20 protein-coding genes are annotated in these 25414 nt (G+C 41.8%); 1 reads left to right on the top strand and 19 read right to left on the bottom strand.

Annotated features, from left to right (window positions below):
* Positions 1 to 35 precede the first annotated feature (35 nt).
* The 9 genes from glgB to parE form a co-directional block, all read right to left on the bottom strand.
* Positions 36 to 1970 carry a 1,4-alpha-glucan branching protein GlgB gene (gene glgB, locus IGJ17_RS06310; protein ID WP_086332232.1) on the bottom strand — a complete coding sequence of 645 codons (1935 nt, stop codon included), beginning with the start codon at positions 1968 to 1970 and terminating at the stop codon, positions 36 to 38.
* A 174-nt stretch (positions 1971 to 2144) separates the two neighbouring features.
* The gene (locus tag IGJ17_RS06305; RefSeq protein WP_086332231.1) at positions 2145 to 2552 is read right to left on the bottom strand and encodes a hypothetical protein; all 408 of its coding nucleotides are present in this window, start codon (positions 2550 to 2552) and stop codon (positions 2145 to 2147) included.
* A gap of 94 nt (positions 2553 to 2646) precedes the next feature.
* The gene (locus IGJ17_RS06300) at positions 2647 to 3093 is read right to left on the bottom strand and encodes a hypothetical protein (RefSeq protein ID WP_005236794.1); all 447 of its coding nucleotides are present in this window, start codon (positions 3091 to 3093) and stop codon (positions 2647 to 2649) included.
* Positions 3094 to 3289: 196 nt separating this feature from the next.
* Positions 3290 to 4099 carry a DUF1803 domain-containing protein gene (locus IGJ17_RS06295; RefSeq protein WP_034872210.1) on the bottom strand — a complete coding sequence of 270 codons (810 nt, stop codon included), beginning with the start codon at positions 4097 to 4099 and terminating at the stop codon, positions 3290 to 3292.
* 88 nt (positions 4100 to 4187) lie between these two features.
* Entirely contained in the window at positions 4188 to 5117 is a 930-nt protein-coding gene (locus IGJ17_RS06290; protein WP_008379685.1) for a manganese-dependent inorganic pyrophosphatase, read from the bottom strand.
* Positions 5118 to 5211: 94 nt separating this feature from the next.
* Positions 5212 to 5967, bottom strand: a complete 756-nt coding sequence (gene pflA / locus IGJ17_RS06285) for a pyruvate formate-lyase-activating protein (RefSeq protein ID WP_008379682.1) — start codon at positions 5965 to 5967, stop codon at positions 5212 to 5214.
* Positions 5968 to 6071: 104 nt separating this feature from the next.
* Entirely contained in the window at positions 6072 to 8300 is a 2229-nt protein-coding gene (gene pflB / locus IGJ17_RS06280) for a formate C-acetyltransferase (protein ID WP_008379680.1), read from the bottom strand.
* Between the two features lie 270 nt (positions 8301 to 8570).
* Entirely contained in the window at positions 8571 to 11033 is a 2463-nt protein-coding gene (gene parC / locus IGJ17_RS06275) for a DNA topoisomerase IV subunit A (RefSeq protein WP_005236805.1), read from the bottom strand.
* Between the two features lie 11 nt (positions 11034 to 11044).
* Positions 11045 to 13072, bottom strand: coding sequence for a DNA topoisomerase IV subunit B (gene parE / locus IGJ17_RS06270; protein WP_034872209.1), 2028 nt, complete (start codon positions 13070 to 13072; stop codon positions 11045 to 11047).
* A gap of 284 nt (positions 13073 to 13356) precedes the next feature.
* On the opposite strand from parE, the gene plsY reads away from it, so the two are divergent.
* Positions 13357 to 13995, top strand: a complete 639-nt coding sequence (plsY, locus tag IGJ17_RS06265) for a glycerol-3-phosphate 1-O-acyltransferase PlsY (RefSeq protein ID WP_086332230.1) — start codon at positions 13357 to 13359, stop codon at positions 13993 to 13995.
* A gap of 52 nt (positions 13996 to 14047) precedes the next feature.
* On the opposite strand, the gene IGJ17_RS06260 is transcribed toward plsY, so the two are convergent.
* From IGJ17_RS06260 to dprA, 10 genes are all read right to left on the bottom strand, one after another.
* Entirely contained in the window at positions 14048 to 14923 is an 876-nt protein-coding gene (locus IGJ17_RS06260) for an aldose 1-epimerase family protein (RefSeq protein WP_086332229.1), read from the bottom strand.
* Between the two features lie 11 nt (positions 14924 to 14934).
* Positions 14935 to 15726, bottom strand: coding sequence for a GTP-sensing pleiotropic transcriptional regulator CodY (gene codY, locus IGJ17_RS06255; protein WP_005236817.1), 792 nt, complete (start codon positions 15724 to 15726; stop codon positions 14935 to 14937).
* Positions 15727 to 15739: 13 nt separating this feature from the next.
* The gene (gene hslU, locus IGJ17_RS06250) at positions 15740 to 17137 is read right to left on the bottom strand and encodes an ATP-dependent protease ATPase subunit HslU (protein WP_005236820.1); all 1398 of its coding nucleotides are present in this window, start codon (positions 17135 to 17137) and stop codon (positions 15740 to 15742) included.
* Between the two features lie 14 nt (positions 17138 to 17151).
* Positions 17152 to 17694 (bottom strand): ATP-dependent protease subunit HslV, encoded by a 543-nt coding sequence (hslV, locus tag IGJ17_RS06245; RefSeq protein ID WP_005229630.1) that lies wholly within the window; start codon positions 17692 to 17694, stop codon positions 17152 to 17154.
* 22 nt (positions 17695 to 17716) lie between these two features.
* Entirely contained in the window at positions 17717 to 18655 is a 939-nt protein-coding gene (xerC, locus tag IGJ17_RS06240; protein WP_005236822.1) for a tyrosine recombinase XerC, read from the bottom strand.
* Positions 18656 to 18851: 196 nt separating this feature from the next.
* On the bottom strand, positions 18852 to 20288 hold the full coding sequence (locus tag IGJ17_RS06235) for a flotillin family protein (RefSeq protein WP_016613227.1): 1437 nt from the start codon (positions 20286 to 20288) through the stop codon (positions 18852 to 18854).
* A gap of 13 nt (positions 20289 to 20301) precedes the next feature.
* Positions 20302 to 20727, bottom strand: a complete 426-nt coding sequence (locus tag IGJ17_RS06230; protein ID WP_008379668.1) for a hypothetical protein — start codon at positions 20725 to 20727, stop codon at positions 20302 to 20304.
* 119 nt (positions 20728 to 20846) lie between these two features.
* The gene (trmFO, locus tag IGJ17_RS06225; RefSeq protein ID WP_016613226.1) at positions 20847 to 22148 is read right to left on the bottom strand and encodes an FADH(2)-oxidizing methylenetetrahydrofolate--tRNA-(uracil(54)-C(5))-methyltransferase TrmFO; all 1302 of its coding nucleotides are present in this window, start codon (positions 22146 to 22148) and stop codon (positions 20847 to 20849) included.
* Positions 22149 to 22300: 152 nt separating this feature from the next.
* Positions 22301 to 24379 (bottom strand): type I DNA topoisomerase, encoded by a 2079-nt coding sequence (topA, locus tag IGJ17_RS06220; RefSeq protein WP_008379664.1) that lies wholly within the window; start codon positions 24377 to 24379, stop codon positions 22301 to 22303.
* A 142-nt stretch (positions 24380 to 24521) separates the two neighbouring features.
* A complete protein-coding gene (dprA, locus tag IGJ17_RS06215) occupies positions 24522 to 25400 on the bottom strand; it encodes a DNA-processing protein DprA (protein WP_429961162.1) in 879 nt (292 codons plus the stop codon).
* Positions 25401 to 25414: the final 14 nt, after the last annotated feature.

The raw sequence follows: 25414 nt of genomic DNA, 5'->3' as shown, positions 1-25414 counted from the left end.
GGTGATCTACTCACCGTTCCCCCTCTACTCTTTTTTTATGCTTTCTTTACTGCTTTTTTACGAGTCATTTTGATTTTTTCTGGTTTGATAATCAAAGCCCCAAGTGCAGGCAAAATTGTTTTGATTTGATAGTCGTATTGTTTAAAAGGGGCATTACTGGTCTGGCAGTCTTGGTTATTAGCCACCCAAGTTCCACCAAATACATCCCGTTCAGTGTTTAAAATCTCTCGATACGTTCCTTCGTATGGCACGCCGATCGCAAAATCGTGACGCTCCACTGGTGTCAGATTGACAACAACGATCAAGAAATCTTTTTTCGTTTTTCCTTGTCGTAAGAAAGTCAATGTCGTTTCATCTAAGTTGTCTGCATCGATCACCATCAATGAATCTTCTTGATCATCCAATTCCCAAAGGGCTCTTTCTTCTTTGTATAGTTCATTCAAGGTCTGGGTGAAGAATTGCATTTTTGCATTTAATGTGTCGTTTAAATCGCCCCATTCAAGTCCATGATCATATTTCCATTCTAAAAACTGTCCCCATTCACTACCCATGAATAACAGTTTTTTCCCTGGATGCATCATCATGTACGTATAGAGATTTCGTAGTTGTGAAAACTGTTTGTAGCGGTCCCCCCACATTTTATGCATCAAACTTTTTTTACCATGAACGACTTCATCATGAGAAAGTGGTAAGATATAATTTTCTTGCATCCGATACATGAAAGAGAAAGAAAGCAGATTTAAATGATCTTTACGGAAAATCGGGTCCATTTCATAAAAACGCAGGACATCGTTCATCCAGCCCATATTCCATTTATAATCAAATCCTAAGGCGCCTTCTTCGACCATTCCTGTTATTTTGGTTTCAGACGTACTTTCTTCTGCAATCATGACCACTGCTGGATGGGCTAACTTGATAACAGAATTAAGCTTCTGTAAAAAGTAATAGCCTTCAAAGTTGCGATTGCCCCCTTCGTGATTTGGTTCCCATGGACCTTCATCATAATCGCGATAGATCATGTTGGAAACGGCATCTACCCGAATACCATCAATATGATAAAATTCGATCCAGAACAAGGCACTTGAGATCAGAAAGCTTTGGACTTGTGGTTTGCCGAGATCAAAGTTGATCGCACCCCAGCGAACATTTTTGGCACGGTTTTCATCCATGTATTCAAATGTCGGCGTGCCGTCATAATAAGCTAGGCTGTCATCATTGACACAAAAATGTCCTGGTACCCAATCAACAAAGACACCAATATTTTCTAAATGGCATGCCTCTACAAAGTCTTGAAATTCTTCTGGTGTCCCATAATAGGAACTGAGCGCAAAATAACCTGTCAGCTGATAGCCCCACGAGGTACCTAATGGATGTTCCATCAAAGGCATAAATTCAATATGGGTATAACCCATTTTTTTCACATAAGGAATAAGTTCATCTTTTAATTCAGAGAAGCGATAAGGGGTGCCGTCTTCGTGATGCTTCCACGAGCTGGCATGAACTTCATAAATATTTAGAGGTCGATTAAATGTTTTCTGTCTTTTTTTGCGGCCTTGCCATAGTCCATCCCGCCATTTTTTTTGTGGGATCGAATGCAACACGGCAGCAGTTCCTGGTCGAGCTTCGAAATGGACAGCAAAAGGATCAATCTTCAATACTTCTCGTCCATTTGCTTGTTTGACTTTGTATTTGTAAAGCTGTCCTTCTTTTACTTGGTTGGTCTCAATCTCCCAGACCCCAGATTCTGCCCTTTTATTCATTGGCAAAGTGTCTGTCCATTGGTTGAAATCACCAACCAGCCAAACTTGTTGAGCGTTTGGTGCCCAAACACGAAACACATAGCCATCATCCGCTTGATGGGCTCCTAAGAAATGTTGGACATAAAAATTTTCACCGCTCAGAAAGTCCTTTTCTGCAGTCAGTACCTGTTGTTTGGTAACCACTCTCTCATCAGTCCTCCTTCGACTCATCTTGATCGCTTATTCTTTAACGATCGATCATTGTCCCATTTTTTAATAGAGAAGCATTTGCAATCAAACGATCTCTACTGTTAGCATAGCATAAAATAAAATTCTAGTAACCTAATAACCCTATGATACGAACGAATTATTCAGGACAGAAAAAAACAGCTTGAACGTATCTGTTCAACCTGTTTCAGCTCTACTTTTTAGCTTTTGGAAAATGAAGTATGTGACTACACTTAACTGAAACAAATTTGCCAAAACCAGGATGAAAACAACCATCACCGGAAATGTCTCAGTTAATTCAACATATGCCAGCAGTGTCCCAAATGCAGAAGAGGCGGAGCAAAAACACCAGAATCGAAACCCGTAAAAACTCGTCACTACGGTATAAAGACTAATAATCCCCAATAAGAAAAGCTGAGTAAATCGGTCAAATACCGTATCGGTATAATAAATTTCACCTAACATGACTTGTATCGTACCAAAACTAGTTGGTACTTTATAAAGCGTCAGCAATGCACCGATCAAACTGAATGCACCAATCAAAAGATGACTGCCAGCTAAGCTGATTCGAATGTTTAGTTTCACGCGTCCTTCACAACCTTCAATCTTCGATCCTTTTACGAAAACAACTGCTTCTACAGCCGTTTCCCTTCTTCGCTAGAGCCGAAATCACCTTCAATTATTTTGCTTGCCAAAGCTCTTTTACTTGCCCATCGGTGTAAACTTTATAGGCTTTATTTACTGCCAAGGACTTGTCTGCGTGACCAATTAAGTAATAATTGCCATCACAGTCAAACTCTCCCTCACTCAATAATTTATAACTCGTTAATGGACCATCTGCCATTTTTTTCGCCAAATAACGAAGGGCATTCGCGGGATTCACTAAATAGTTTTGATTCACTAGCCAATCAATAACCACTGAAACGATCGTATTTGCCCCAAATCGTTCCTTTTGCTTTAATGCGAGAATGAGATCTCCATCAGAAAAACGCGTTTCATCGATCCCCGCATTTGTAATTGCTTGCCGTGCCGCTTCTATCTCTGACATTGATACGAATGTAATCATTTCTGCTTTCGTTTTATTCCGTTCCAACTGTTCAAAATCAACCGTTTTATATCCTTCCATTTTTATATCCCCTTTCAACGTTCTAAAATCATCATATCATCCAGAAATCAAATCTCCAAACAAAACGATCGTTATATTTTAATTTTTATTCATCAAATTATCATTTTAGCGAACAAGAAAAAAAGCTATTAGAATAACATCTAACAGCTTTGTAATATTCAGAAATTTAAAACAAATAACATAATTATTAGAAATCTCAATTATCATTGAAAAAAAACGTGTTGTATGAACCTGCTTTTTTCGCTAAGTGAGCGAGCACTGATCGTTGCAAGAAAATATCCTTTTCAGCAGATGGATAACGGCCGTTTTTTAGATTATCACAATTTATTTCTTCCAGCAAGAAATCTAGCTCGGAACTAACGATTTTCAACTGTTGAAGCGATTCTAGAAAAATACTCGGACGCACTTTTTTGTTTTTACGGATACGTTCAAAGATGACACTTACTTGATCTAAGTAATAGACCGGATCGACATCGCCGATCAAATCCATTAGTTCGTCATAAACCGATAGATTTTGCAGCTGGCGATTTGCTTCAAAAAAAGCCGGCAGCGTTGGTGGCCATGGCGCTTCTGCGTATGAGATCATCTGAAAACTTTCATGGGCCAAGGAATAAACAATCCCCTGCTCCACCTCCTGCAAACAACCATAGAAGTATTTATTTTCATTACTTAATGTCGCAAAGTTTTTGAGAAAACCAGCGATTTCTTGTGTTGACCAATCAAGGGCATCTTGATAAAAACCGTCACTTTCTTGCAGCTGCTTTTGATCTTCTTCAGTATAAACAGGAAAACCTAAAAAATAGCGTCGATTTTGGCGGATGATCAAAGCTGATGCGATCAGACGGTCAAGGGTTTTATCAAATGACACCTCTGGAAACTTCGCTTTTAGCTCTCGTAGTGTCGGCGGTTCCTGACAGCTTAAAAGCACATGAACCAAATCATGGAATTCAGAAGATGCCAGGATCGGTTGCAACGAACGATAATGGGGACTATAAAAAAATTTCACTGTGTGTACTCCTTATTAAAAAAATCATGAAAAATGCTGGCTTGATCTACCAAAACAGATCTCACCAGCACTCTGACATTTATCCTTATTATCCTTCGAAAACCGCTGTTAATTGAGGAACGATTTGTTTTTTACGAGAAACAACGCCAGGTAAAAAGGCACGATGGTTCGTTAATGTCGTTTCAAACGCTGCTTCTACTGGGGCAATTGGTTCACCAACAACTAATAGCTCAGAATTACTGTCTAAGATATCAGTAGCAACAAGCAAGAACAAATCATAGCCATTTGCTGACATTGATTCTTTCATGGCAGCTTCCAATTCTGCTTGACGGTCAAAGACCTCTTTTAGGTCGACTGTATTGACTTGTCCGATACGGATGTTTTTCCCGCCCATTGGGAAGCTTTTTGCATCAAGATCCAGCAATTCTGCGGCTGATTTCGTTCCAAGATTTGTGCCGGCTTTCAACATATCCAATCCGTATGCTTCCAGTTCAACACCTGCTAAAACCGCTAATTCTTTTGCTGCCGCTACATCTTCATCGGTACATGTTGGCGATTTGAACAACAATGTATCGGAGATGATCGCTGAAAGCATGATTCCTGCGATCGCTTTTGGAATTTCCACTTGATTTTCTTTGTATAACTTCAATACGATCGTACTGGTACAACCAACAGGTTCTGCACGATAATACAACGGATTGGCTGTCTCAAAGTTAGCAATACGGTGATGATCAACCACTGCCAACACTGTAACATCAGCGATATCTGCCGCACTTTGCTGAAACTCATTGTGATCCACCAGCATTACTTCTTGTGTTTCCTTAGTTACTGAATCGATTACACGAGGAGCAGCCAGGCTAAAGGTGTCTAGTGCAAATTGTGTTTCTTCATTCGGTGTACCTAGCGCCACCGCTTCACAGTCTTTCCCAAGTTGATTTTGTAAGTTTGCAAAGGCAATCGCTGCACCAATAGCGTCGGTATCAGGATTTTGGTGACCGAATACTAATATTTTCGACATTTCTTCATCGCTCCTATTTCAATTGATATTCACTTTCTAATCATAGTAAAAAAACAGGAAAGAAGCAATAGCAATCTCTTCTTTCCTGTTTTGATCAACGGGTTAAGTAGCCTTTATAGTCATCTACATGGAGCAAACGTTTGGCATTTTTCACCCGATCTTCGGTTGGTGGTTCGATCCCTTCAAGGGGATATTTCAAGCCTAGCTCATCCCACTTGTATTTCCCCATCGTGTGATAAGGTAAGATCTCAACTTTATCGACATTCTTCAACGTCTTGATAAATTCATCCAAACGGATCAAGAAGTCATCATAATCGCTTCTAAAAGGAACCAGCACATGACGAATCCAGACGGGCTGATTGATCTCTGAAAGATAATTTGCCATATCCAAAATATTATCATTGGATTGGGTGGTCAGCTCTTTATGGGCTTTGTTATCGATATGTTTGATATCAAACAACAGCAAATCAGTCACAGTCATCAACTCTTGAAACTTACTGAAAAAAGGCTCTTCTCGTGTAAATGGTTTTCCGCAAGTGTCCAGTGTTGTGCTGACCCCTTCTGCTTTGGCTTTGCGAAACAGATCGATCAGAAAGTCCATTTGAAGTAACGGTTCCCCACCACTAACGGTGATCCCACCTTTTTGTCCCCAGAATTCGCGATATTTCAACGCCTCTTCTAAGACGTCATCAGTCGTTCGTTCGATACCCGTGCCAATCTTCCAAGTATCTGGATTATGACAAAACTGGCAACGCATGCGGCATCCTTGCATGAATACAATAAAACGGATACCTGGTCCATCTACTGATCCAAAACTTTCTGTTGAATGTACTTGTCCTGTTACTGCCATAATGCTCTTCCTTTCTTCGAAACGACGGATAACCATGCTCCGTCTGATACTCTCAAAACAAGAGGCGGCGGATTTTCCCGTCCGCCGCCTGAAGTTGTTGCTTATTACATTGCTTCGTGCATTGTACGAGCAATGACATCATCTTGTTGTTCTTTGGTTAATTTAATGAAGTTAACCGCATAACCAGAAACCCGAATCGTTAATTGTGGGTATTTTTCTGGGTGAGCTTGCGCATCAAGTAATGTATCACGGTTAAATACGTTGATATTTAAGTGGTGACCACCTTTTGCTGCATAGCCATCTAGCATTGTTGCTAGGTTTTCTTGTTGTGTCTCATCGTCACGACCTAATGCTTTAGGTACGATTGAGAAGGTGTTTGAAATACCATCTAATGAGTAATCATATGGTAATTTCGCAACTGACGAAAGACTTGCTAATGCACCATGCGTATCGCGGCCATGCATTGGGTTTGCACCTGGAGCAAATGGTGCACCTGCACGACGTCCATCAGGCGTGTTCCCTGTTTTCTTCCCATAAACCACATTAGAAGTGATTGTAAGGATCGAAGTTGTATGTTTTGCATCACGATATGTTTTTGTGCGTTTTACTTTCTTCATGAAAGCTTTCAACAAGTTGACTGCGATATCATCTACACGGTCATCATTGTTTCCGTATTTAGGATAATCGCCTTCGATTTCGTAATCTTCAACAATGCCGTTTTCATCACGAATCGTACGAACTTTGGCATATTTAATCGCTGATAATGAATCAACTGCAACAGAGAAACCAGCGATACCAGTAGCCATCGTACGTAGAATATCTGTATCTTGGAGCGCCATTTCAATGCGTTCATAAGAATATTTGTCATGCATGTAATGAATGATGTTCAATGTGTTCACATACAGATCACAAATCCAGTCCATCATTGTGTCATATTTTTCCATTACTTCGTTGTAATCCAAGTATTCAGAAGTAATTGGTTGGAATTTTGGTCCAACTTGTGCTTTTGATTTTTCATCGACCCCACCGTTGATTGCATACAACAATGTTTTCGCTAAGTTGGCACGAGCACCAAAGAATTGCATTTGTTTCCCGATGCGCATTGCGGATACACAACAAGCGATTCCGTAATCATCGCCCCAATGTCCACGCATCACATCATCGTTTTCATATTGAATCGCTGATGTTTGGATCGACATTTTCGCACAGAATGTTTTGAAGTTATGAGGCAAACGTGTTGACCATAAAACAGTCAAGTTTGGTTCTGGTGCTGGACCTAAGTTTGCTAGAGTGTGTAAGAAACGGAAGCTGTTTTTTGTTACCATGTGGCGTCCATCTTCACCCATACCAGCGATTGACTCAGTTACCCAAGTTGGGTCACCAGAGAACAATGCGTTGTAATCAGGCGTCCGAGCAAATTTCACAAGACGTAGTTTCATGACAAAATGGTCAACGATTTCTTGTGCTTCTTCTTCAGTGATCACGCCATTTTTTAAATCGCGTTCAACATAAATATCAAGGAAAGTTGACGTACGTCCCAATGACATTGCCGCACCATTTTGCTCTTTGATGGCTGCTAAGTAACCAAGATATAACCATTGGAATGCTTCTTTCGCCGTTTGAGCTGGTTTAGAAATATCAAATCCGTAAATGTTTCCTAATTCTTTCAATTCGCTTAAAGCGCGAATTTGTTCACTTAATTCTTCACGTTGGCGGATAATGTCTTCAGACATGGTTCCGTTTCCGCAATACAATAGGTCTTGTTGTTTTTCTTTGATCAAGAAATCCACTCCGTATAATGCAACACGACGGTAGTCACCAATGATCCGGCCACGGCCGTATGCATCAGGAAGACCTGTGATTACACCAGAACGACGAGCTGCTCTGATTTCAGGTGTATAGGCATCAAATACCCCTTGGTTATGTGTTTTACGGTAGTCGCGGAAAATGTGAGAAACTTCCGCATCGATTTCATAGCCGTAAGATTCTGCTGCTTGTTCTGACATGCGGATGCCGCCAAATGGTTGCAAGCTGCGTTTAAATGGTTTTTCCGTTTGGAAACCAACAACTGTTTCTAAGTTTTTGTCTAAGTAGCCAGGTCCATGAGAAGTAATCGTTGAAACGACTTTTGTATCCATATCCAATACGCCGCCAGCTTCACGCTCTTGCTTGTTCAGTTCCATGACTTGATCCCATAGCTTCGTCGTTGCTTCAGTAGCATCTGCTAGGAATTCATCTGTTCCGTCATAAGGTGTGTAGTTTTCTTGGATGAAGTCGCGTACGTTTACTTCTTCTTTCCAAGTTTTTCCTTTAAATCCATTCCATTGTTCCATCTGATGGACCTCCTTAAATTTTCTGTTCACTAATGTAACAGCTTTACGTGAACAGTATAACACACACCCTAATGATTGCAAGTGTTTTCAAGAATTATTTTGAACAATTTAGTTTTTTTTAAGATTTTTATTATTAAAAACGTTGATTTATAAGCATTTATCAAATGTGAATCTTTTATTAAAGTTCGTTTTTTATTAATGTGAAAGATTAATTAAGAGGCAAAAAAGCAACCATTCTGTACTGGTACAGAATGGTTGCTTTGTTATAATTTATAGTACAGAATCCTCTGCGATTGCAGGACTGATTTGTGTTTTCACTTCGTAGATTTGCCCCCCTGTTTTCTCATCCATGATAAATGAGCCGTTGGAGGTCCGATCATTGATCGGGATTTGATTCGTGATGACTTCAAAGGCTTGTCCTTTTTGGTTGGTTACCAGTAGCTGCTGGTTCTCTCCATTCCCCATATAGACTACGCGATGAGGGTTTTTCTTCAATTCCCGTAAGACCATCAATCCACGCTTCGCCCGTCCTAATTGGGTGATCTCTTGGGCTAGCATGCGTTTTGCTGCGCCACGTTGGGTAATCAGAACGATCGGTGTATCCCCTTCTGAATAAACTAACAACCCATTGATAAGATAATCATCCGCTTTAAGGTTCATCGCTTTGACCCCAGCTGCTTTTGGTCCCACAACGGGCACTTCATTAAGCGAATACCGTAAGCCAAAGGCAAGATGACTGACTAAAAAGACATCCATTTCTTCTGTTTGATCAGTCAAAAAGACATTGACTAATTCATCTGATTCATCTTTCAGCTTCATGATCGTCATTGGCCGTGTCTTATAGGTGCGCCAAGGTTCAAATTCCGTCATTCGTGTTTGTTTAATCATGCCGTTTTTACTGATCAGCACAAAGTTTTTCAACGGATCGATCTCTTTGTAGGCAAAGACCCCAATGATCATTTCATCTTGCGCCAGTGTCATAACCGTTTGCGAAATATGTTCGCCTAGATCTTTCCATTTTAAATCAGGCAATTCATGAACCGGACGATAGATCGTGTTTCCTTTATTGGTTACCAATAACAGATGATCCAACGTATTCATTTGGTTGCTGTAAAGTAAAGAGTCGCCTTCTTTCATGCCGATCTCTTCTGGTTTTGAGGCACCGTAAGAACGCAAACTGCTGCGTTTGACATAACCGTCTCTTGTGACTGTCACGACGACTTCTTCTTGCGCGACTAAAACTTGTGTTTCGATCTTGATTTCTTGAATTTCGGCTTCGATCTCAGTCAATCGCGGTGTCGAATATTTTTTCTTGATCTCCCGCAATTCCTTTTTGATCACTTTCAGTAATTCACTTTCCTCATTTAAAATCGTTGTCAATTCAGCGATCGTTTCAGCAAGTTCTTTCGCCTCTGCTTGCAATTGTGTGATATCCGTATTGGTCAAGCGGTACAACTGTAAGTTCACAATGGCTTCTGCTTGCTCTTCCGTAAAACCGTGCTGAACAACCAGATTGTTTTTGGCATCTTTTTTGTCTTTACTGCCGCGAATGGTGGCGATCACTTCATCAAGAATCGATAAAGCTTTGATTAACCCATCGACGATATGCTGTCTCTTTTGGGCTTTTTGCAGTTCAAAACGACTGCGTTTTTCGATCACTTCACGCCGATGCTTGATGTAGCTTTCTAAAATCCGTTTCAAACCGACTTGTTGGGGGCGCATATTGTCGATAGCCACCATGTTGAAGTTGTAGTTGATCTGCAATTCGGTATTTTTAAATAAATAATTTAAAATTCCTTGTGCATTTGCTTCTTTTTTCAGCTCGACAACGATCTGCAAACCAGTACGGTCAGTTTCATCACGCACTTCAGCAATCCCGTCGATCCGTTTATTCAAACGAATCTCATCCATTTTTTTGACTAGATTGGCTTTATTGACCTCATAGGGAATCTCATTGATAACGATTTGCTGCTTGCCACCTTTGATGTCTTCGATCTTGGTTTTCGAACGCAGGATCACTTTGCCTTTGCCTGTTTCATAGGCTTTTTTGATTTCTTCTTTCCCTTGTAAAATCCCTCCTGTTGGAAAATCAGGGCCGGGAATATACTTCATCAGCTGATCCAAAGAAGCTTGCGGATGGTCGATCAAATAGACCGTTCCATCAATGATTTCCCCTAAATTATGGGTGGGAATTTCCGTTGCATACCCAGCTGAGATCCCAGTTGAGCCATTGACTAACAGATTTGGGTATTTTGCTGGTAAGACCGTTGGTTCTTTTTCGGTATCATCAAAATTCCACACCAATTCGACGGTGTTTTTTTCGATATCTTTTAACAGCTCACCGCTTAATTCTGAAAGTCGTGCTTCGGTATAACGCATGGCAGCTGGCGGATCACCATCCATACTCCCGTTGTTTCCGTGCATTTCAATCAAAATCTGACGCAATTTCCAGTCTTGGCTCATGCGGACCATTGCTTCATAAATACTCGAGTCACCATGGGGATGAAAGTTCCCCATGATATTCCCGACTGATTTCGCTGATTTTCGGAAGCCTTTGTCATACGTATTGCCGTCTTGGTTCATGGCAAACAAGATGCGCCGCTGAACCGGTTTTAACCCATCACGAATATCTGGCAATGCCCGTTCTTGAATAATGTATTTGGAATATCGACCGAAGCGATCTCCCATCACTTCTTCCAATGTCAATTCTTGTATATTGCTTCTGTGTTCCAAGAGACCACCTCCTATTCCTTAACTAAATGTTTGCTTTCTGCTTGTTCGGTATCCATTAACTTTTCATCAACTAATTCCGGTACCGTATCTTCTTTTTTATCCAAAATACTGCCATCTTCTTCTAAACTGAATTGAACATGGCTTTCGATCCACTTCCGACGAGGTTCTACCTTGTCCCCCATCAAAGTGGTGACGCGACGTTCTGCTTGAGCCGCATCATCGATTCTTACCCGAATCAGCGTCCTTGTTTCTGGGTCCATCGTCGTTTCCCACAATTGATCGGCATTCATTTCCCCCAACCCTTTGTAGCGCTGAAGCATATAGCCTTTACCGATTTTTTGGGTCAGTTTGCTTAGTTCATCATCCGTCCAAGCATATTCGACTACTGCCTTTTTCCCTAACCCTTTAGACACTTTATACAAAGGTGGCAAAGCAATGTATACTTTTCCCGCTTCGATCAAAGGTTTCATATACCGGTAGAAAAACGTTAAAAGCAGCACTTGGATGTGCGCCCCATCGGTATCCGCATCGGTCATGATAATGACTTTGTCATAATTGCAGTCTTCAATCGAAAACTCTGGGCCAACACCGGCACCGATAGTATAGATCATGGTATTGATCTCTTCATTTTTCAAAATATCCTGCATCTTGGCTTTTTCTGTATTGATAACTTTGCCTCGTAACGGTAAAATCGCTTGGAACTTGCGGTCACGGCCTTGCTTCGCTGACCCGCCGGCTGAGTCCCCCTCCACCAAATACAATTCATTTTTCTTAGGATTACGAGATTGAGCAGGCGTTAATTTTCCAGAAAGCAGTGACTCACCTTTTTTGCGTTTCTTTCCAGTGCGGCTTTCTTCTCTCGCCTTTCTGGCAGCTTCACGGGCCTCTCTTGCTTTGATCGCTTTACGAACCAGCATTTGACTCATTTCACTGTTTTCTTGCAGGTAATAGCCTAGTTGCTCGCCAATCACATTGTCTACAGCATTTCTTGCTAAGGGTGTTCCTAATTTCCCTTTGGTCTGTCCTTCAAATTGCAAAAGATTTTCTGGAACACGGATCGACAGCACGGCCGCTAAGCCTTCACGAAAATCACTACCTTCAAGGTTCTTATCTTTTTCCTTCAACAAATTGACCTTGCGGGCATATTCATTGAAAGCTTTCGTCATTGATGTTTTCATCCCAACTTCATGGGTACCACCATCTTTGGTACGTACATTGTTGACAAAGGACAAGACATTTTCCGAATAGCCATCATTGTATTGAAAGGCAAGTTCTACCTCGATTGCTTCTTTGGTACCGGAAAAATAAACCACCTGGGTCAAGGTATCTTTTTCTTCATTTAAATAATCAACGAATTCTTTGATGCCTTCTTCATATAAAAAAACTTCATGAATTGGTTCTTCCCCACGTTCATCCGTCAGGGAGATTTTGACCCCTTTTAGCAAGAAAGCCGATTCTCTTAAACGTTCTGCGAGAATTTCATAGGAGAATTTGGTTGTTGAAAAGATCGTGTCGTCAGGTTTAAAGGTGACTGTGGTTCCAGTTGGTTTACGAGTTTTGCCGATTTTTTTCAAAGTACCCGCTGGTTTCCCACCGTCTTTGAAGCTCTGTTTGTATTCGATGCCATCACGAACGATGACTACTTCCAGCCAGCTGGATAGAGCATTTACAACACTGGCACCAACCCCATGAAGGCCGCCAGAAGTTTTGTAGCCTCCTTGGCCAAACTTCCCGCCGGCATGTAGCACTGTGAAGATCACTTCAACAGTAGGGATTCCCGATGCATGTGTCCCGACCGGCATTCCTCGCCCATTGTCTCGAACACTGATACTATTGTCTTTGTGGATCGTAACATCGATTTCATTGCCGTATCCAGAGAGTGCCTCATCAACCGCATTATCGACGATTTCATACACTAAGTGATGTAAGCCGCGGCTATCGGTCGAGCCAATATACATTCCTGGCCGTTTTCTTACTGCTTCTAGGCCCTCTAAGACCTGAATGGAAGCATCATTATATTCTGTGGTTTTCTTTGCCAAACCCACCGCTCCTTTAATCTTGATCAGTCCTTTTTTACTGCTGAAAGGACTGCAAAAAAAATCTTAACACAAAATACGCTTTTTTCAAGCGAACATTTTTCTAAACTATCTTATCCTTTTTCCTTTGTTTGCACAAGCTAGAGTCACAAAATGGCTTGTTTGTGTTTCACAGCTCCGAGGAAAGCTGTTTTTCTTCTTTCCCTGACTAGCGAAAGATTTTCTTATTGTTGGAAAGGCGTTTTCATGCTAAAATTGCCCTAGCCTTGCAAAGAAAGTTGGTTATTATGAATACGATTCTTTTATTTATTGTTGCTTACCTTTTAGGTTCGATCCCCTCGGGTGTTTGGATTGGCCAATTGTTTTTCAAAAAAGATATTCGCCAATTCGGCAGCGGCAATACGGGAACGACCAATACATTTCGCGTTTTAGGAAAGAAAGCCGGGATCGTTGTTTTATTGATGGATATCTTAAAAGGAACTTTGGCAACCAGTTTGCCTGTCCTCTTTGGTCTCCATACCGTCAATCCGCTCTGGTTTGGGGTCTGCGCGATCTTAGGTCATACCTTTCCGATCTTTGCCAAGTTTAAAGGCGGCAAAGCGGTGGCGACAAGTGCTGGGATGCTCTTAGGATACAATCCGCTCTTTTTCATTTATTCTTCATTGATTTTTGTTATCTGTCTTTATGTGACAAGTATGGTAAGCCTGACCAGTATGATCGCGGCGTGTTTGATCACCTTATCGACGGTCGTTTTGCCTTTTATCGCCCCTGCGATATTGCCTGAGCAAAACTGGTTGCTGACCTTCATCGCGATCGGCGTAACGATTTTTATCTTTATTCGCCATCGCGAAAATATTTCACGTATTAAAGACGAGACTGAAAGTCGGGTACCGTTTGGTCTGAATAAGCGTCAAGCGAACAAATAAGCAGAAGCTGAGAAAAGTGCAATGACTTTTCTCAGCTTCTTTTTGCCTGCTTTTATTTGACTGTGATCGAGTACTTTGTTTCAAATAACTCCTCAGGCGAAAGTGCTTGAATACCCAATTTTTCTGAAAGCTCACCGGAAGCTTCCAGTGTATCTGCGATACCGCACCATGGTTCTATACATAGAAACGGCGATTTTACGGGATACGTGGACCAAAAACCGACATACGGCATATTATTGTAGCTTAACGTAACACTATGAGGCGATTTCTCACTGCGAATCGTGTAGGAATGTAATCCTTTCGTTTCATAAACCAGCGCATCATTTGCAAACATATCGTGGGTCAAGCGCAAATCCGTATTCGTTTGACCGAGTGTGCGTTGTTCATAATCAATATAATTGCCTTTTAATGGCAATTTCACTCGTGATTTTTTTGGAGAAAAAGAAAGGTAGTAGTCTTCAAATGTCAGCCCTTTTTCAAGTGGGACGTTGAATGCAGGGTGTCCTCCAATGGAGAAGAATAGTTCTTTTTGACCGCTATTCTTTACTTGGTATTTGACGACTAAGCCATCACCGCCTAATTCGTAACTGACATACAGCTGAAAATCAAACGGATACTTCACTTTGGTTTCAGTTGAACTTTCTAATAGAAACAAGGCATAGTCTGTACGTTTTTCAACGACAGTAAACACCATGTCTCTGGCAAACCCATGACGGGGCAAATGATAACTTTTGCCCTCATGCTGATAGGTGTCCTCTTTTAAGGCGCCAACAATCGGAAATAAGATTGGCGCATGCTTTCCCCAGTGGTTTGGATCAGCTTGCCAAATATATTCAAGGTCATTGCTTGTATCAACTAAGCTTTGTAGCTCAGCCCCTTTTTCTGCAATTTTTGCTTGCAGATGACCCGCCGTGATGGTAACTGTCATGGTCTCATCTCCTAATATTGATGTTTCGTCAATTCCTCTTTAAAGCGGCTGTTAAGCACTTTTAAATAGGTGCCTTTCATCCCCAAAGAGCGGGATTCTATAATGCCGGCAGACTCTAGTTTACGCAAAGCATTTACGATCACCGACCGTGTAATTCCAATGCGATCAGCGATACTTGACGCGGTCAGACGACCTTCGTCGCCTTCTAATGCCTCAAAGATCGCTTGAACAGCTTTCAACTCACTATAAGAAAGGGTGTTGATTGCCATTTGAACAGCTGTGGTACTGCGAACATCTTCTTCGATACTGCGGGATTTTTGGTACAAGAATTGCATACCAACAACTGTCGCACTGTATTCCGCTAATACCAAATCGTCGTCATCAAAGGACTTATCGATTCTGGAAAGAATGATCGTACCTAAACGTTCTCCTGCACCGTAAATCGGTACGATGGTCGTTAGTCCGTTGGGATACAACTCACGGCCTTCTACAGGAAAAGCGGTCATATCATCACTGATTGGCACATTAGCTTCTGTGGAAGTCAGGTGATCGACTAAATCTGTATAATTTTTAGGAAACTGTTTTTCAACAAACATTTTTTTGATGCGTTCATTATTGACATCATGGTTCTCAACAAAACCTAACACGCTACCGTCAATGCTAATAATATACGCATTGCTGTCTAGGATGTTTCCTAAAATGACAGCCATCTTGTCGTAAGGCAAATCAGAAGCTAAATTAAAGGTGTTTTTTTGCTGCAATAATTCGTTGATTTGTCTTGTCTTTTCTAATAATGTTTTCATTGGTCCGCTCCCTTTATAAAATATACCGGCTTAAGTCTTCATCTTTTGCGATGGACGCAAGTTTTTCTTCCACATACGCTTCTGTGATGGTGATTTCACCCATTTGCATCTCAGATGCTTCAAATAATAAGTCTTCAAGTAGTTTCTCTAGAATCGTATGCAAACGACGAGCACCAATATTGTCGGTATCGCGATTCACTTGATAAGCAATTTCGGCAATTTTCTCGATAGCTTCCATCGTAAAGACTACTTTGACATTTTCGGTTCCTAACAAGGCAATGTATTGCTTGACTAAGGCATTGTTGGGCTCCGTTAAAATTTTAACAAAGTCTTCTTTTGTCAAATCATCTAGTTCCACACGAATCGGGAAACGCCCTTGCAATTCAGGGATCAGATCGCTTGGTTTCGACAGGTGGAATGCCCCAGAAGCAATAAAAAGGATATGGTCTGTTTGTAGGGTTCCGTATTTCGTATTGACTTGCGATCCTTCAACGATCGGCAAGATATCTCTTTGCACCCCTTCACGAGAAACTTCTCCTGACTGCTGTGATTTCGAAGATACTTTGTCGATTTCATCTAGAAAAATGATGCCACTAGATTCTGCTAAACGTAATGCTTCACTATGAATATCCGCGTCGTTGACCAGTTTTGAGGATTCTTCTTGAATCAGCAATTCTCGTGCTTCTTTTACGGTTACTGTGCGTTCAATTTTCTTTTGCGGTTTCAATGCTCCTAAGGTTTCATTCAAATCGATCCCCATTTGTTCTAAGCCATTGTTCATCATCGGTGCTTGATTTTTCGGCTCATCGACTTGGATCGTCACTTCCCGGTTGTCTAAAAGGCCCTTTTCTAATTGCTCAAAAATGGCTTGACGGTTGCTGCGAATCTCATCCGTCAATTCTTCTTTTGGCTCTTCTGGTTGTTGTGCGGCGTTGAACATATTCATCATTTGTTCATAAGGATTGGTATTCTTTTTCTGTTCCTTTTTAATACCAGGAACTAAGACTTTTACTAAACGACGGTTGGCTTTTTTCTCTGCTTGGATCCGCACGTTTTTATATTGTTCTTTTTTCACGATTTGGATCGCATTCTCAACGAGGTCACGTACCATCGATTCTACGTCTCGACCGACATAGCCGACTTCCGTGAATTTCGTCGCTTCTAACTTAACGAAAGGTGCATCAACGATCTTTGCTAAGCGTCGCGCAATTTCCGTTTTACCAACCCCTGTTGGTCCGATCATCAAAATATTTTTTGGTGTGACATCTTGTTGCATCTTTTCATCTAATTGCAGCCGGCGGTAGCGATTTCTCAAAGCAACAGCCACTGATTTTTTGGCGTTGGTTTGTCCAACGATGTATTCATCTAACTCTTTCACGATTTCTCGTGGTGATTTGTTTTGGTTTGTCATATCGTCATCCCTCTTTAAAACTCTTCTACAATGATATTGTGATTCGTAAAGACACAAATGTCTGCGGCAATATTCAAGGCACCTTCAGCAATTTCTTTGGCAGATAGTTCACCGCCATAACGTTTCATCGCACGGGCTGCTGCCAAGGCATAGTTTCCACCTGAACCGATGGCTAAGATCCCTTCATCTGGCGAAATGACTTCGCCTGTCCCAGAGACCAAAAGCATCTCCTTATCATTCATGACGATCAGCATCGCCTCTAATTTTTGCATCGACTGCTGAGTCCGCCATTCTTGTGCCAATTCTACTGCAGCTCGCTGCAAATTTCCGTTGTATTCATTTAGTTTTCCTTCAAATTTTTCTTCCAAGGTAAAGGCATCTGCCACACTGCCGGCAAAACCAACGATCACTTCACCGTTGTAAATTCGACGGACTTTCCGAGCGGTTCCTTTCATAACGACCTGTTCTCCCATCGTTACTTGTCCGTCACCGGCCATGGCAAATTTCCCATCTTTTTCAACCGCACAGATGGTGGTTGAATGAAATTCTGACTTCATTTATGTTCCTCCTGTACCAATTTTACGCGCGTGGATGAAATTGGCGATAATTTTTTTGTAAACTGTCTTTGGTGACATGCGCATAAATCTGTGTCGTCGATAGATTGGCATGCCCCAACAATTCTTGAACGGTCCGCATATCGGCGCCGTTGTTTAATAAATGGGTTGCAAACGTATGCCGAAGCATATGAGGATGGATTTTACTGTCTAAACTGCTTTTTCGAATGATTTGATTCAAAACATATTCGATCCCAGTTGCAGTGATCCCGTCACCAAGATGATTCACGAAAAGGATCTCGTGTTCCTTGTTCTGCTTTTCCATCAGCTGTTTGCGTCCTGAGGAAAGATAGCGTTTGACTGCTGCTTGTGCGTAACTACCGAAAGGAACATAGCGATCCTTATTCCCCTTCCCATGGATCAGTAATACGCCACTTTCCCAATCGATTGCCCCCAGTGTGAGACTGCTGCACTCACTGACCCGCAAACCTGAACCATAAAGGACTTCTAACAATGCTTGATTGCGCTGTTGTAGTGGCTCATCGCCAGCAACACTTTGAAAGAGAGCATCCATTTCCTTCTCATAAAAAAAACGCGGCAATTTGGCGTTTTTCTTTTTTAAATGAATGTAGGCGAAAGGATTCTCTTTGACGATCTCATGCTTGGTTAGAAACTGATAAAAAGATCGCAAACTAGCCATTTTACGACTGATGGAATTACGGCTGTACTCTCGTTCCGTCAAATAGCTTAAATAGACGCGAACATCGCGGTATTCCACTGCTAATGGGTCTTCATTGCCAGACTCTTTTAAGAAGTGAAAAAAATCGCCCATATCTTCTTGATACGCTTTTTTTGTCTTTTCCGAATACCCTCTTTCAACAATAAGATAACGAAAAAACTCTTCTTGAAACTGATCTGTTTGCAAATTAACCCCCCTTTTCATGATTCGAAATAACTTTAGCATAGACCACAAAAAAAAACAAATGAATTGTCAGAATTTAATCAATATTTCAAAGTTTAGACATAATTGTGAAAACTTTCTAAGAATCTACGTAAGATTCTTATCTTTGTTCAGAAAGATCCGTTAAATGCGCCAGAAAAACGTACCAGTCCCTCTCCTCAAAAGAAAGAGGGACTGATACGTTTCCACTTATTTGCTTTTATTCGATTGGATCAGTTGTTGGCTGATGCGAACCAGTGCTTTCAGATACAACCTGAACTAGCTCTTTGTTTCCTTGTTTTGTGGACATCGTGTCATTGATTAACCCAACTAAGTCTAATCCGGTTGTCTCTTTGATCGTATCAAAGGTTCGCGCTAAACCAGCTTCCCCCATTGATTGAAGACCATCATTGCCGCCAAAGCTAACCACTTTATCAATATTGCTCAGTGGCGCATTGACCTCTTTCGCGATTTCAGGCAGCACTTTGATGAACTCCATCAAAATACCAGCTTCGTTCAGTTTGGTCAAAGCAATCGCCATCTTTTCACGGCTTTCCGCTTCGGCTTGACCGACTTTTGCGATCCGTTCCGCGTCGGCACTACCTAGTTTTTCAATTCGTTCGGCTTCTGCTTGGGCAGCTAATTTGACTTTTTCCGCTTCCGCTTGTGCTCGTGCGATTTCTCTTGCTTTGTCTGCTAAAGCGTTTTGTTCAACCACATATTTATCCGCTTCGGCTTTTTTACGGACAGTTGCATTCAATTCTTTTTCCGTCAATTCCGCTTGTTTTTCTTGAATCTCGATATTTTTTTCTTGTTCGATCAATTGAACTTTCATTTGTTCGCCGACCGCGATCTGTTCCGCTTTCGCATCCGCAACTTCGCGTTCTTGTTTGTATTGTGCTTGTTTCAATGCCATATCTTTTGTCGCTTCTGCAATTTCTGTTTGGCGACGGATCTCTTCATGCTGTGCCAATTGCTCATTCTCAGCTTGCTTGATTCGAGTTTCTCTTAAGGCATTGGATTCCGCTACTTCGGCATTTTTTTTCACTTCAGCAATCTGAGGGCGTCCTAACGCATCCAAGTAGCCATTGCTGTCGCTGACATCTTTGATCGTAAACGAAACGATCTCCAACCCCATTTTCTTCAAATCCGTAGAGGCAACTTCTTGCACTTGTTCCGCAAAATCATCGCGGTTTTTATAGATGGCTTCTACCGTCATCGTTCCTAGAATCGCCCGTAAGTGACCTTCTAAGACTTCTTGGGCTTCATCTTCCAATTCACCTGTGGATTTGCCTAAGTATTGCTCAGCAGCTGTCTTGATCGACTCGGTACTGTTGCCGACCTTTACAAGCACCGTCGCACTGGCTTTGATCGGTACGCCTTGTTCCGTATAAACTTCTGGTGTCCCAATCTCTAACTTGTGGGTCAATAAACTTAATTTATGGGCTTTTTGAACAATAGGAATCACAAACGTCCCACTGTTTTTTAAGATTTTGATGCCTTCTTTTCCTAAAAACGACCCCGTAACGATCAATGCTTCATCGGGTTTCCCAATGCGATAGCGTATCATCAAAAAAGCGATCAATAAAACAACGAGGACAACACCCCATAAAATCGGATTACTTAAAAAATCTACTGCTGATCCTGTATCCACCATAACGTAACACTTCCTATTCTATAAAATTTTTACTTTCCACCACCAACGCGATCCCTTTTTTATCAAAATCGACAATGATGACTTTGGTTCCGACTGGCAATCGAACATTGTTTTCACGATCTTCTTCCCGAAAAAAACGTGCAGGATAAACAGAACGTGCACCTTGACTCCCTATCTCCATGACTTCGCCGATTGTATCTCCGACAATCTTTTCCGTCAGTTCACCGATCACAAAATCATTGCGACTAATGACATTGCTGCGGTTTTTGTCTGTGATGCGATTGTAAAGCCACATAATGGGACCTAACAGCAAACTAAATAAAACAAAGACAACGAAAATGACCCCGACCAACAGGATCAGCCATCCTAAAAATTGAATTACTGTAGGAAAACGCTGTAAATAGTTTTGAATCAAATGAATCCATTCTCCAATCACCATCTTCACCACCTTCTGTCATTGTTACTGTCTATCATAAGTCACCTTGATTAAAGTTTCAAGACAAATTAAAAAAAAACCTTCTTACCATTTATTAGTAAGAAGGTGATGACTCATCGCTCTTATAGTTGTTCTTTGGCTTCTTCTAAGGCAGCTAATGCCCGGTTTGCCAATGCTTCATAACGAGATTTTTTATCTCTGATTCGTTCTGGAAGTTCTGGCAGCAAACCAAAGTTGGCATTCATCGGTTGGAAGTGTTTGCCTTCTGCATGAGTGATATAATACGCCATACTGCCAATTGTCGTCTCTTGTGGCATAATGATCGGCGCTTCCCCTTTTGCAAGTTTGGCAGCGTTGATCCCGGCCATCAATCCACTGGCTGCACTTTCAACATACCCTTCAACGCCTGTCATCTGACCAGCAAAAAAGAGGTCTTCACGTTTTTTCGATTGGTACGTTTGTTGTAACAACTCTGGTGAATTCATAAAACTATTCCGATGCATCACGCCGTAGCGCACAAATTCTGCCTCTTCCAAACCAGGGATCATCCGGAATACCCGCTTTTGCTCGCCCCATTTCAAATGTGTTTGAAAACCAACGATGTTGTACAGAGAAGCAGCTGCATTGTCTTGCCGCAGCTGAATCACTGCATAAGGACGCTTGCCGGTTTTCGGATCTTCCAAACCAACGGGTTTCATCGGACCAAACAACATAGTTTTCGGTCCACGGCCAGCCATAACTTCGATTGGCATACATCCTTCAAAGAATTTTTCTTTTTCGAATTCTTTCAAAGGGGCCACTTCCGCATTGACTAAAGCTTCACGAAACGCATAAAACTCCTCTTCGTTCATTGGACAGTTCAGATAGGCTGCTTCGCCTTTGTCGTAGCGTGATTTCAAATAAACTTTATCCATATTGATGGTGGATTTATCGACGATCGGTGCTGCTGCGTCATAGAAATAAAATCCTTCTGATCCGTTAAAAGCTTGGATCGCTTTTGATAAAGGTTCAGAAGTCAAAGGTCCAGTTGCAATCACGGTAATCCCTTCTGGAATTTCAGTGATCTCCTCTTCGATGACAGTGACTAAAGGATGTTCTTTTACACGTTTGGTTACTAACTCTGAGAAATCATCACGATCCACAGCTAAAGCACCCCCTGCTGGAACAGCTGTTTTGTCTGCAGAGGTAATAATGACTGAATCTAAGCGGCGCATTTCTTCTTTCAAAACACCGACCGCATTCGTTAAATTGTTGCCCCGAAGTGAATTCGTACAAACAAGTTCAGCAAAATTATTTGTGTGATGGGCTTCTGTCGATTTCTTAGGACGCATTTCATAAAGCTTTACTGCGACACCTGCTTGCGCTGCTTGCCAAGCAGCTTCGCTTCCGGCTAAACCGGCACCAATAACATTGATTTCTTTCATAGTGCTCTCCTTTTATTTCAAAAGCTCGCCTCTTCTCATAAGAAACTGCTTGTATTAATCAAAAGGACCGGCACTTTCTTTTGTCAGCCAACATCGAGGCTGACCGTTCAAAAGAATGCGCCGATTCTTTTTTTAACAGGGAATCCTGCTAGTTATTTTTGCACATTTTCTTCATAGTCCCCATTGATACACACGACTTGCTTGCCGCCTTTGACTTTCTTCTCGACTAAGTAATTATCACATTTCGGACAATTACGGCCTACAGGTTTGTCCCAAGAAGTAAAGTCACAGTCCGGATAGCGGGTACATCCATAAAACAACCGATTTTTTTTCGATTTGCGTTCAACAACTTGGCCTTGGTGACAGACCGGGCACTCAACGCCGATTTCTTTGACGATTGGTTTCGTGTTGCGACAGTCAGGGAAATTGCTGCAGGCATAAAATTTTCCGTAGCGACCTAATTTGATCACCATTGGATGGCCACAAAGGTCACAGTCAAAGCCTGCAGGTTCGTCTTTGATTTGGATTTTTTCGATACTTTCTTCTGCGGTCGTCAATTCTTTTTCAAAGGGACGGTAGAATTGATCGACGACTTTGACCCATTCTTCTTTCCCAGCTTCAATGCTATCCAAGCTATTTTCCATTTCAGCAGTAAAATGCATATCAACGATTTGCGGGAAGAATTCCTCGATCAATGAATTGACGATCTCACCAAGTTCAGTTGGCTCAAAACGTTTTTGTGTCAATTTCACATAATAACGTCGTTGGATTGTTTCCAACGTTGGTGCATAAGTTGAAGGACGACCCACACCGTTCTCTTCAAGGGTTTTGATCAAGGTGGCCTCACTGTAGCGGGCAGGTGGTTGAGTGAAATGCTGTTTTGGTTCGATCGATACGGATTGGACCACATCTCCTTCAACTAACTCTGGCAAAATGTTCTCTTTGTCTTCTTTGCCATCATCGCGCCCTTCCACATAGACCTGCATAAACCCTTTAAATTTGATCTTTGAACCATTGGCAATAAAGATGACACCATTTTGATCCAAGGTAACTTTCATTGTATCCAAAATCGCCGGCGTCATTTGACTAGCCACAAAGCGAGACCAGATCAAGCGATACAGTTTCAGTTGGTCTTTGTCTAAGAATTTCTCCATGGCTTCTGGCGTACGCATCACACTTGTTGGTCTTACCGCTTCATGGGCATCTTGTGCCCCTTGTGCATTCGCGCGTTTTTTGCCACCGTGCGCCGAGAACTCTGAACCATAAGTACTTTCAATAAATTCGGCCGCTTCGCCTTTGGCTGTGTCTGCGATTCGGGTCGAATCGGTACGCATATAGGTGATCAAACCAACGGTTCCTTGTTTACCAAGAGCGATCCCTTCATAGAGCTGCTGTGCGACCATCATGGTTTTCCGCGTTCGAAAGTTCAGTTTACGGGCTGCTTCTTGTTGCAAGCTACTGGTGGTAAACGGTGCCGCCGGGTTGCGTTTGCGTTCTTTCTTTTCAACCTTCGTCACTTGAAACTCTTTACTAGAAAGACGATCGGTGATTTCTTTTATGCTTTCAGCATTCGGTAATTTTTTCTTTTTGCCATCTAGGCCCCAAAAATTGGCTTTGAATTTTTTCGTGGCTTTTTTAAAGTTCCCATCGATGCTCCAATATTCTTCAGGAACAAACTCACGGATCTCTTTTTCACGATCTATAATAATCTTAAGCGCCACCGATTGAACACGGCCAGCACTCAAGCCTTTTTTCACTTTACGCCAAAGGATCGGGCTCAATGAATACCCCACCAATCGATCTAAAATCCGGCGCGCTTGTTGAGCGTCAACGAGATCTACATCGATCGTTCTTGGTTCTTTGAAAGCTGCCTTGACCGCATCCTTAGTGATCTCATTAAAGACGACTCGGTTTTTATCTTTTAAATCTAACCCTAGTAGAAAAGCTAAATGCCACGCAATAGCTTCTCCTTCTCTATCCGGGTCACTTGCGAGGTAGACTTTTTCGGCTTTTTTCGCAGCTGAGCGGAGACTTTTGATCACATCGCCCTTGCCACGGATCGAAATGTAATGCGGTTCGTAGTCATTTTCGACATCAATTCCCATTTTACTTTTAGGAAGATCACGAATATGACCGACACTTGCGACGACTTTGTAATTTCGTCCAAGGTATTTTTCAATGGTTTTCGCCTTTGCCGGCGATTCCACGATTACTAAATATTTATATGCCATATAAAGAATGGCTCCTTCCTGAATTTTTCCTACTATTATATTCTATCAATCAGTGAACCTATCGTATGCAGATGAAACATACAAATCGTAGCTTATCATAGCTTTCAAGAAAAGGTTTGTCAAGGAAGGTTGATTGGAAAAATCAAAAAAAGGCTAACTCCTGTAAAATATCTGACACACTAATCGTACATTTTGCGCCATCTTGAATCAAGTGGTGACAACCTTTTGACTGATCGGAAATCATTTCACCAGGCACTGCAAAAACTTCTCGGCCATTTTCCATTGCTAATTGTGCCCTAATCAAAGAACCGCTTCTTTCTTTAGCTTCAATCACACAGATTGCTTTTGAAATACCGGCAATGATGCGATTGCGTAAGGGGAAGTGATGTCTTTGCGGTTTGGTGTCGTGAGAATATTCACTCAGTACTAGATGTTCTTGACGAATCTGCTGGAACAACGGATACGCAGAAGTAGGATAACAATGTTCCAAACCAGAAGCAATCACGGCAATGGTTTGTCCCCGATTTCTGATGGCTGATTCATGGGCAAAACTGTCGACGCCATTTGCTAATCCACTGACGATCGTATAGTTTTCTGTCACTAAAGGCGGGATCAGCTTTTCGCAAACTTTACGCGCGTAGCGAGAAGCTGTTCTTGCGCCGACAAATCCAATCATGGGCGTTTGCAACAATTGCAGATTTCCTTCGTAAAATAGTAATAATGGTGGGTCCGCAATTTGTCTTAAAAGCATCGGATACTCCGCTGAAAAGAAGGTGAGGTAGTTTTGTCCCCCCATCTTTTGTGTGATATGCTCTTCTGTCATTTGCTCCCACGATCGGCGAAAGACCGTCCTATGCTGTGCAAGGACGCCGATGGCAATCATCTCTTCCAACGAACAACGCATTTCTTTTGTTTCCAGCCAATGCCAAATAATCTTCCAGCAACCTTGCAGACCGATTCCCTGACAGTAGTACAGTTTTATCAACTGTTTTTCAAAATCTGTTGCTTGTTGATATTTCATAAACAAAGCCCTCT

It is taken from the genome of Enterococcus sp. DIV1096b (assembly GCF_050498765.1).
GTDB classification, from domain to species: Bacteria; Bacillota; Bacilli; order Lactobacillales; family Enterococcaceae; genus Enterococcus_D; species Enterococcus_D entomosocium.
Note: the sequence above shows the minus strand (reverse complement) of the source record. Positions and strands in the feature narration are given on the sequence as shown.